We start from the raw sequence: 8,879 nt of genomic DNA, 5'->3' as shown, positions 1-8,879 counted from the left end.
TCATGCACCCAGACGGGGGATCTTGTGCTGCCCGAGGGCGAAGCCGATGTGCTTCTGTTCCATGTAGAACTCGAACGACCAGTCGCCGCCGTCGCGGCCGATGCCGCTGGCCTTGACGCCGCCAAAGGGGGTGGGCAGGTGGCGCACGTTCTCCGAGTTCACCCAGATCATGCCCGCCTCGAGCCGATCGGTAAAGCGCAGCGCGCGGGTCAGATCGTTGGTCCAGACATAGCCGGTCAGCCCGTATTGGGTGTCATTGGTGATCTCCAGCGCCTCCGCCTCGCTCGCGAAGCGGATCGAGGTCAGCACCGGGCCAAAGATTTCCTCTTGCGCGATGGTCATCTCGTTGGTCGCACCGGTGAAGAGGGTGGGGCGCACGAACCAGCCCTGATCGCCGACCCGCTCGCCGCCGGCGGCCACGGTGGCGCCATCGGTTTTCGCGATGTCGAAATAGGAGGTCACCTTGTCGAAATGCACCTTGTGGATCAGCGGGCCGACCTCGGTGGCCGGGTCCAGCGGGTGGCCGACCTTGATCCGGTTGACCCGTTCGATCAGTCTGGCCTCGAACTCATCGGCGATGGTGTCCTGTACCAGCAGACGGGAGGAGGAGGTGCAGCGTTCGCCGTTCAGCGAATAGATCATGAAGATCGCCGCATCGAGCGCGCGGTCCAGATCGGCGTCGTCGAACACCACCACCGGGTTCTTGCCGCCCAGTTCGAAATGCACCCGCTTCAGCGTGTCGGCGCCCTGTTTCATGATCATCGATCCAGTCTTGGATTCCCCCACGAAGGCAATCGCCTTGATCGCCGGATGTTCGGTCAGCGCCCGGCCGGCATCCTCGCCAAAGCCGTTGACCAAATTCCAGACCCCGTCGGGCAGCCCGGCCTCATGGGCGATCTCGGCCAGGATGCGGGCTGTCAGCGGGCTGAACTCGGCCGGCTTGTGCACCACTGTGCAGCCGGCGGCCAGCGCCGGGGCGATTTTCCAGGTCGACAGCATGAAGGGCGTGTTCCACGGCGTGATCACCCCCACCGGGCCCAGCGGGACCCGGGTGGTCACGTTCATCAGCGTGGGCGAGCGCAGGTTCTGTCCGTCGCGGGCGGAGGCCACCTTGTCGGCGAAAAAGCGGAAGTTGGCCGCTCCGCGCAGCGCCGCCTTGGACATGAAGCGCAGCGCCTGCCCGGTATCCCAGCATTCGCAAAGGGCGATCTCCTCGGCCCGTGCCTCGATCCCTTCGGCGATACGGATCAGGATCGCCTTACGCTCGGCCGCTGCCATGTCGCGCCAGGCGGGAAAGGCGTCGGCGGCGGCGCGGGCGGCGGCGTCGATATCCTCGGCCCCGCCGCGGGCGACCGGACAGATCACGCTTTCATCAACGGGCGAGGTGGTGTCGAACACCGCCCCCGAGGCCGCCGGGCGGCTTTCGCCCGCGATCAGGTTCTGGATGCCGTGGTCGTGGAACCGGGCGAGATAGCCGTTCAGTTTCCCGATGTTGTCGGTCAGCGCGGTCATGCGGGTTATCCCTTTTTCAAATGGTCGCGGATGGTGCCGGTCTTCGGCGCAAGCTCGGGGTCGATGTCGCGCATTTCCAGCGACAGGGCGAGCGAGCGGGTCGCCATCACCGGTTTCAAGACCTGTTCGGCTGCGGCAAAGATATGGGCGGTTGCGGCCTTGCGGGTGTCCAGATCGCGGCCGCCGCGCAGCCGGACCGAGATGTCGATATAGCCGTGGTCCGGATCGCCGTCGGCGATCGAGACATGATCGGCCCGCATCGCCCGTACCCGGATCCCGGGCATCGGCAGCGCGCCGGTTTCGATCGCGGCCAGGCGCAGGGTGTCGCAAAAGGCGGCCATGTCGACCCAATCCTCAACGTTCGCCGAGTAATCGACCATCAGATGTGCCATGGCATTCTTCCCCGTCCCAATATAATTAACATGTGTAATAAAATCCCATTTGTCAATCACGGTCACAATCGCGCATTGCACGGGCGGCGCTGGTTCTGCAAAACTGCCTCATGACCAGAGCCTTACCGAGTACCTCCCGCTCTCTTCCGATCGCGCTTTTGCGGGCGCGGGAAGAGGTGATGGGACCGATTCGCGCCATGTTGGCCAACGTGGGAATTACCGAACAGCAATGGCGGGTGTTGCGCGTGCTGGATGAACGGGGCGCGATGGAGCCGACGCGGATCGCCGAGGACTCCTGCCTGCTGCTGCCCAGCCTGACGCGGATCCTTCAGAAACTGGAGGAGCGGGGGCTGATCGTGCGACGGCGCGACGAGGAGGACAAGCGCAAGCAGATCGTTCAGATCACGCCGGCCGGCTCCGAGGTGATCGCGGAAAATCTGGAAACCAGCATCGCGCTGACCGAAAGGATGCGCGCCCGGCTGGGCGCCGGACGGTACGAGATGCTGCTGGATCTGCTGAATGAGCTGGGCGTGGACGGCGCGGAGCGGTCAGGCGACTGACCGCGCCGGCGGCGAAGGTCAGCCCGGTTTGTGCAGGTCGGGATAGGCGGCGGCAAAGGCCGGGTTTTCGGCGCAGGCGGCCTCGATGGCGCAGATGCGCGACAGGTCCGAGACATCGACGCCCCAGCGATGGGCATTGTAGAGCTGCGGCATCAGGCAGATATCGACCAGCCCGGGCGCGTCGCCGCAGGCATAGGGCGCCTGGTCGAACCCGCCCAGCATCACCTCGACCGCTTCCAGTCCGGGGCGAATGAACTGCTGCATCCAGTCTTCCTTGACGTTCTCGCGGTTGCCGGTGATTTCGGCGGCGTAGTTGATGACCTGCAGGTTGCAGACCGGGTGAATGTCGACGGCGATGGCATGGGCCACAGCCATCTGCCGGGCGCGCGCGCCGGGATCCTTCGGCAGCAGGCCCATGTCGCGGGTGCCGTCGAGATAGTCGAGCATCGCCAGCGACTGGGTCAGGCGCAGCCCGTCGATTTCCAGCACCGGCACCAGCCCCTGCGGATTGCGGGCGATATGGTCGGCGGTCTTGTGCTGTCTTGTCGGCAGATCGACCGGCACGGATGTGTAATCGATCCCGGCCAGATTCAGGGCGATCCGCATCCGGTAAGCGGCCGAGGACCGCCAGAAATCAAAGAGCACAACCTCGCTCATATCCGTTCTCCTGTTATCGGTTTTCGCGGCGCGCCGGGTTGCCCGACGCTGTCGCGGCGGACGTTACCCGCTTCGCCGTCGCGCGGCCATATCAATTCGGGGGCGGGAGGGGCGGCCGCCTTGCGGCGCGAAAAATGGCCGGACGACCGGCAGAATCGATGGGGGGTCAGGCCGGACTGCCGCGCCTGACCCCGTGTTCCGCGTCATACCCCCGGCCGGGAACCCGCGCCGGAATCCGGGTCTGCCAACGCGCGGACCTCAGACTTCGCTCAACTCCTTGGCATGCATCCATTCGGCATGTTTGGGGGCCTTCTTGGTCTTTGACCATTCTTCCAGCATGTCCCATTTCACCGCGTCGAGCTTTGCCAGCATCGCGTCTTCCTCAGGATCCGGACAGGCCAGTTCGACCCGGTGCCCGGAGGGATCGAAGAAATAGATCGAATGGAAGATGGAGTGGTCGGTCACCCCCAACACCTCGACGCCGTTGGCCTCCAGATGTTCCTTGAATTCGACCAGTTCGTCGCGGTTCTTCACCTTGAAGGCGATGTGCTGCACCCAGACGGGGGTGTTCGGGTCGCGGCCCATCTCGGGCTTGGTCGGCAGCTCGAAAAACGCCAGCACATTGCCGTCGCCCGCATCGAGGAAGATATGCATGTAGGGGTCGGGTTCATGCGTCGAGGGCACGTGATCCTCGGCAATCGCCAGGATGAACCCCATGTTCAGCATCTTGCCGTACCACTCCACGGTCTCTTTCGCGTCCTTGCAGCGATAGGCGACGTGGTGAATTTTCTCGATCTTCATGGCTTATTCCTCCTCTTGAAGTCTGGCGGCGCGCAGCGCCTGGCTCAGCACGCCCCGGTCACCGATGTGGTTGGACAGGATCAGCACCAGCCGCGCATTCAGCGCGTTGCTCTCCGCGGTTTCCAGCCCCTCATGCGTGGCCAGAAGTTCGGCATAGAAATCGTCGGCGCCGTCGATGTTAGGGGTCAGGATCAGGTCGGACATGGGGTTTACTCCTTGCCGGTGGCGCGGCGGATGGCGGCGCGGAACAGGGTTTCGTCAAAGCTGGCGCGGCGGGCCGCCACATGCTGATCGGGGCGGATCAGATAGACAGCCGAGGTCGCGTCGCCCAGATACCGCTCTTTCAGCGCCAGCGTCGGGTCATCCTTGACCGAGAGCGCCAGGCGCGTCACCTCGATGCCGTCCTCCTCGATCCGGTCGGGGGCGTCGGCGTCGATGGTCAGCAGCGTAAACCTGTCGCCCAGCCTGGGAAGCAGGAACCCATCGCCCAGCGGCGCGTCGGGACAGGGCGAGCCGGGGCGGGTGCGCTCCGGTCCGTCCAGCGCGTCGGCGGAATTGAGCGGCGAGCGGTCATAGGTGCAGGGCACCGAGAGCCGCCCCGAATTGACCAGCGGACGGGCGAATTCGTAATGCTCGGACATGTCCAGAACCGCGTCGCGCAGCATCCGCGACATTTCCGATTTCGGGGTGATGAAATCGGTGGAGCGGGTGGAGTTCAGGATATTTTCATCCGCGCCGTGGACCCGCTCTATATCATAGCTGTCGAGCAGCGAGTCCGGCGCCTTGCCCTCCATCACCAGCTTGAGCTTCCAGATAAGGTTGTCGGTGTCCTGCAGGCCGGAGTTGGCGCCGCGGGCGCCGAACGGGCTGACCTGATGCGCGGCGTCGCCGGCAAAGATCACCCGGCCGTGGCGGAACTGCTCCATCCGGCGGCACTGGAAGGTATAGATGCTGACCCATTCCAGCTCGAACTCCACATCGTCGCCCAGCATCGCCTTGAGGCGCGGGATCACGTTTTCGGGGCGCTTCTCGCGCTCCTTGTCGATGTCCCAGCCCAGTTGCAGGTCGATGCGCCAGACGCCATCGGGCTGTTTGTGCAGCAGGGCCGACTGGCCGCGGTTGAACGGCGGGTCGAACCAGAACCAGCGTTCGGTCGGAAAATCGGCCTCCATGATCACGTCGGCGATCAGAAAGTTGTCCTCGAACACGCGGCCGACGAAATCCTTGCCCAGCATGGCGCGCAGCGGCGATCCGGCGCCGTCGCAGGCGATCACCCAGTCGGCCTCGAGGTTATAGCTGCCCTCGGGGGTGTCGATTTCCAGCGCCACATGATCGGGGTGCGTGCCCACCGCCGAGACCTTGTTGCGGCCACGGATCTCGATCGGCGCGCCCTCGGCCTGCAATTCGCGGACCCGGTTCACCAGGAACTCCTCGAAGTAGTATTGTTGCAGGTTGATGAAAGCCGGGCGCTGGTGGCCTTCTTCGGGCAGCAGGTTGAAGTCATAGACCTTGCGGTCGTCGAAAAAGACCTTGCCCATGTTCCAGACGACGCCCTTGTCGACCATCGGCTGGCCGCATCCCAGCCGGTCGAGGATTTCCAGCGGCCGCTTGGCAAAGCAGATCGCGCGGGATCCGAAACTCACCTTGTCGTTTTCGTCCAGGATGACCACCTCGATCCCCTGTTGGGCCAGGTCGATCGCCGCGCCCAGGCCGATCGGGCCGGCGCCGACCACGATCACCTTGTGGCGCGCGACCGAGGGGGGATCCTGGTCAGGGCTGCGCTCATAGGGGTAGAGCGGTATCTCGAAGATCTTGTTCATGGGCTTTCTCCCAGTTTGCGCGCCGGGCGCACCTCCTCCATTTCCCAGCGCGGGCGGCGCCGGGAACTTGCTTTCAGTCTCTCATCTTTCCGGGCGGGGCGGTACGATCTGGATCAAACCGCCACTTGTTTGCCTAGCGCGCCGGACCCTGCCGGGGCTCCGCCCGTGAACAGGCGAAACGCTCGGCCAGAGCGTTTCCGGGACGCCTGTTCACCCCTGCAGCTGTTCCCACATCTCCAGATCGCGCTGGGCGGTCCAGATCCGCGGGGTTTCGATGCCTCGGGCCTCGTCATAGGCGCGGGCGACGTTGAAGGGCAGGCAGTGCTCGTAAATCGCGTATTCGGCGAATTTCGGGTCGCATTCGGCGCGCACCGCGTCCCAGGCTTCTTTCAGGCTGCCGCCGCGGGCCGCAACCTTTGCCGCCGGGCGATAGGTGCTTTCGACGAAATCGCGGGTGTTCTCGATCGCCTCGTTGACCATCTCCTGACCCACCAGCGCATCGCCCCGGCCCGGCGCGATGGCGTCGACCTCGAACCATTTGATCGCGTCGAGCGTGTCGCCCCAGTCGGCGAAGTGGCCGTCGCCGCAATAGCAGGCCGAGTGATATTCGACGATGTCGCCGGTGAACATCACGTTCTGATCGGGCACGTGGATCACCGCGTCGCCGGCGGTATGGGCACGGCCCAGGTGCATGATGTCGATGCGGCGCTTGCCCAGATAGACGGTCATCGAATCGCTGAAGGTGGTGGTCGGATAGGTCAGGCCGGGGATGCTTTCATGGCCCTCGAACAGGCGAGGGAAGCGTTGGAATTCACTGTCCCAGTCCTCTTGTCCCCGTTCCACCACCATGCCGCGGGCGGCGTCGGACATGATGATCTGTTGCGCGCCGAAGGCCGAGGCGCCCAGCACGCGCACGGCGTGGTAGTGGGTCAGCGCCACATGGGTGATCGGCTTGTCGGTCACCGAGCGGACGCATTCGATCACCTTGTTCGCCAGCCGCGGGGTGGCCTGGGCCTCGATGATCATCACGCTGTCATCGCCGATGATCACGCCCGAGTTCGGGTCGCCCTCGGCGGTGAAGGCATAGAGCCCTTCGCCCACCTCGGTGAAGCTGATCTTCTTTTCGGTCATGTCGCCTTGCGACGCGAATGCCTTGGCCATGGTCTTTCCCTTTTCTTTTCAATGGACGACGCCGGGGCGTCGTGCTTGTCTCGCGCCATGATCCAGTCGCGGCGCGCGTTTCCTTCCGTTCTGGTCGTGGCCATCCTTCTGGCCACGCTCCTGATCCTGTGGGCGATGGGCCGGTCGCTGATCTGCCCCTGCGGCACCGTGAAGCTGTGGCACGGCGCCGGCGCCGAGGGGCCGAGCAGCCAGGACATGATGGACTGGTACACGCCCAGCCACCTGCTGCACGGCTTCCTGTTCTACTACCCGCTGTGGCTGATCGTGCCACGGATGCCGCTGTCCTGGCGGCTGGTGATCGCCACCGCGGTCGAATGCGGCTGGGAGATCCTGGAGAACACCAACTGGGTGATCGACCGTTACCGCAGCGTGACCATATCGCTCGACTACAACGGCGACTCGGTGATCAATTCCGGCGTCGACATCCTGTTCATGCTGCTGGGCTTCGCCCTGGCGGTCCGGCTGCCGGTCTGGGCCAGCGTGGCCATTGTCATTGGCTTCGAGGGGCTGACCGCCATTCTGATCCGCGACGGGCTGGCGCTGAACGTCCTCATGCTGCTCTGGCCGCTGCAATCCATTCTGGACTGGCAGGCGGGTGCCTGAGCGGCAGGGGATATTCAGCGCAGCGCCCATCGTCAGCCCCGCGCGTAGGGGTCGTCCAGGGCGGGCAGCACCTTGCCGACGCAATCGCCGAAGCCGATGGTATAGCCGGCGCCCCGGGCGGCCCCTTTGAGCGTCAGTGTATCGTTATCCTCGATAAAGGTTCGTGTCCCGCCGCTCTTCAGCTCGACAGGCTCCTTGCCGCCCCAGCTCAGTTCCAGCAGCGAGCCGCGCTCGGGTTTGGTCGGCCCGGAGATCGTGCCGGAGCCCAGCAGATCGCCCGCGTTCATCGGGCAGCCCGAGGTCGTGTGATGGGCCAGCTGCTGTGCGGCAGAGTAGTACATCTGCTTGTAGTTGGTCCGCGCGATGGTGGTTTCGGCCTGTCCTTCGGGGGCCAGCGTCACCTCCAGCTCGATGTTATAGAGCATCGGGCCGCAGTCCTTGATATGGTCCAGCAGCTCCACCTCGCGCGCCGGCGTGTCGGTGCGGAACGGCTCCAGCGCCGCTTTGGTGACGATCCAGGGGCTGATGGTGGTGGCGGTCGCCTTGGCTTGGAACGGGCCCAGCGGCTGGTATTCCCAGGCCTGGATGTCGCGCGCCGACCAGTCGTTCAGCAGCACATAGCCGAAGATGTGGTCGTCGGCCTCCTGCACGGTGATCGGCCCGTCCGAGGGGGTTCCCACGATGGCGCCCATCTCCAGCTCGATGTCGAAACGGGCACAGGGGGCAAAGCGGGGTTTTTCGTCGTTCGGCCCCTTCAGTTGCCCCCAGGGGCGGCGCACCTCGGTGCCGGAGACGACGACCGAGGAGGCGCGGCCGTTATAGCCGATGGGGATATGCAGCCAGTTCGGCGGCAGGGCATTTTCGGCGCCGCGGAACATGGTGCCAACGTTCACGGCGTGGTTCTTGCCGGCATAGAAATCGGTGTATTCGCTGACCGCGAAAGGCATGTGCAGCTCGGCCTCTGCCATCGGCACCAGCAGCGGCTCGACCTTGTCGCGCTCTGCCGCACCGTCGGACAGCAGCGCGATCAGCCGGTCGCGCAGGGCGGCCCAGACGGCGGGCCCCTCTTCCATCAGCTCGTTCCAGAACGGCACGTCGAACAGCGGCATGTCGGTCAGCGCGACCAGGCCCTCGGCCTCGGCCGCGGTGACGTCGAGGATCCGGTCGCCGATGGCGACGCCGCAATGCGGCTCGGCCTCGGCGATCGAGAATACGCCATAGGGCAGGTTGTTCAGGGGAAACGGGCAGTCGGCCGAATTGGCGCTCTCCACCCAGCTTTTCATCAGGGGCATTTGGTATTCCTTGTCCGGTGCGGCGGGCTGAAGCCCGCCCTGCGAGGTTGGGGTAGGGCG

10 protein-coding genes are annotated in these 8,879 nt (G+C 64.9%); 2 read left to right on the top strand and 8 right to left on the bottom strand.

Annotation, left to right across the window (positions count from 1 at the left end):
- Positions 1-1,512, bottom strand: coding sequence for a 5-carboxymethyl-2-hydroxymuconate semialdehyde dehydrogenase (gene hpaE, locus E1832_RS11955; RefSeq protein ID WP_133359989.1), 1,512 nt, complete (start codon positions 1,510-1,512; stop codon positions 1-3).
- Positions 1,513-1,517: 5 nt separating this feature from the next.
- On the bottom strand, positions 1,518-1,904 hold the full coding sequence (locus E1832_RS11950) for a 5-carboxymethyl-2-hydroxymuconate Delta-isomerase (RefSeq protein ID WP_133359988.1): 387 nt from the start codon (positions 1,902-1,904) through the stop codon (positions 1,518-1,520).
- A 110-nt stretch (positions 1,905-2,014) separates the two neighbouring features.
- Here E1832_RS11950 and hpaR point away from each other — a divergent pair, with 110 nt between their 5' ends.
- The gene (hpaR, locus tag E1832_RS11945) at positions 2,015-2,464 is read left to right on the top strand and encodes a homoprotocatechuate degradation operon regulator HpaR (RefSeq protein WP_133359987.1); all 450 of its coding nucleotides are present in this window, start codon (positions 2,015-2,017) and stop codon (positions 2,462-2,464) included.
- An 18-nt stretch (positions 2,465-2,482) separates the two neighbouring features.
- Here the strand turns inward: hpaR and maiA are convergent, their stop codons facing one another.
- From maiA to E1832_RS11920, 5 genes are all read right to left on the bottom strand, one after another.
- Positions 2,483-3,121: a maleylacetoacetate isomerase gene (gene maiA / locus E1832_RS11940; protein WP_133359986.1), complete on the bottom strand. Its 639-nt coding sequence runs from the start codon at positions 3,119-3,121 to the stop codon at positions 2,483-2,485.
- Positions 3,122-3,379: 258 nt separating this feature from the next.
- Positions 3,380-3,922 (bottom strand): VOC family protein, encoded by a 543-nt coding sequence (locus E1832_RS11935; protein WP_133359985.1) that lies wholly within the window; start codon positions 3,920-3,922, stop codon positions 3,380-3,382.
- Between the two features lie 3 nt (positions 3,923-3,925).
- Positions 3,926-4,126, bottom strand: coding sequence for a DUF2783 domain-containing protein (locus tag E1832_RS11930; protein ID WP_133359984.1), 201 nt, complete (start codon positions 4,124-4,126; stop codon positions 3,926-3,928).
- A 5-nt stretch (positions 4,127-4,131) separates the two neighbouring features.
- A complete protein-coding gene (locus E1832_RS11925) occupies positions 4,132-5,742 on the bottom strand; it encodes an FAD-dependent oxidoreductase (protein WP_133359983.1) in 1,611 nt (536 codons plus the stop codon).
- A 210-nt stretch (positions 5,743-5,952) separates the two neighbouring features.
- Positions 5,953-6,903, bottom strand: a complete 951-nt coding sequence (locus E1832_RS11920) for an MBL fold metallo-hydrolase (protein WP_133359982.1) — start codon at positions 6,901-6,903, stop codon at positions 5,953-5,955.
- A 57-nt stretch (positions 6,904-6,960) separates the two neighbouring features.
- On the opposite strand from E1832_RS11920, the gene E1832_RS11915 reads away from it, so the two are divergent.
- The gene (locus tag E1832_RS11915; protein ID WP_133359981.1) at positions 6,961-7,527 is read left to right on the top strand and encodes a DUF2585 family protein; all 567 of its coding nucleotides are present in this window, start codon (positions 6,961-6,963) and stop codon (positions 7,525-7,527) included.
- Between the two features lie 32 nt (positions 7,528-7,559).
- Here the strand turns inward: E1832_RS11915 and fahA are convergent, their stop codons facing one another.
- Positions 7,560-8,819 (bottom strand): fumarylacetoacetase, encoded by a 1,260-nt coding sequence (gene fahA / locus E1832_RS11910; RefSeq protein WP_133359980.1) that lies wholly within the window; start codon positions 8,817-8,819, stop codon positions 7,560-7,562.
- Positions 8,820-8,879 lie beyond the last annotated feature (60 nt).

Source organism: Antarcticimicrobium luteum, assembly GCF_004358185.1.
GTDB lineage: Bacteria > Pseudomonadota > Alphaproteobacteria > Rhodobacterales > Rhodobacteraceae > Antarcticimicrobium > Antarcticimicrobium luteum.
This window is presented reverse-complemented; position numbering and strand designations above follow the sequence as displayed.

What these genes read in the sequence shown, in the direction of transcription:
- E1832_RS11915 (WP_133359981.1), top strand. Translation starts at nt 6,961, where the DNA reads ATGATCCAGTCGCGGCGCGCGTTTCCTTCCGTTCTGGTCGTGGCCATC.
- E1832_RS11950 (WP_133359988.1), bottom strand. Translation starts at nt 1,904, where the DNA reads ATGGCACATCTGATGGTCGATTACTCGGCGAACGTTGAGGATTGGGTC.
- fahA (WP_133359980.1), bottom strand. Translation starts at nt 8,819, where the DNA reads ATGCCCCTGATGAAAAGCTGGGTGGAGAGCGCCAATTCGGCCGACTGC.
- E1832_RS11935 (WP_133359985.1), bottom strand. Translation starts at nt 3,922, where the DNA reads ATGAAGATCGAGAAAATTCACCACGTCGCCTATCGCTGCAAGGACGCG.
- maiA (WP_133359986.1), bottom strand. Translation starts at nt 3,121, where the DNA reads ATGAGCGAGGTTGTGCTCTTTGATTTCTGGCGGTCCTCGGCCGCTTAC.
- hpaE (WP_133359989.1), bottom strand. Translation starts at nt 1,512, where the DNA reads ATGACCGCGCTGACCGACAACATCGGGAAACTGAACGGCTATCTCGCC.
- E1832_RS11920 (WP_133359982.1), bottom strand. Translation starts at nt 6,903, where the DNA reads ATGGCCAAGGCATTCGCGTCGCAAGGCGACATGACCGAAAAGAAGATC.
- E1832_RS11930 (WP_133359984.1), bottom strand. Translation starts at nt 4,126, where the DNA reads ATGTCCGACCTGATCCTGACCCCTAACATCGACGGCGCCGACGATTTC.
- hpaR (WP_133359987.1), top strand. Translation starts at nt 2,015, where the DNA reads ATGACCAGAGCCTTACCGAGTACCTCCCGCTCTCTTCCGATCGCGCTT.
- E1832_RS11925 (WP_133359983.1), bottom strand. Translation starts at nt 5,742, where the DNA reads ATGAACAAGATCTTCGAGATACCGCTCTACCCCTATGAGCGCAGCCCT.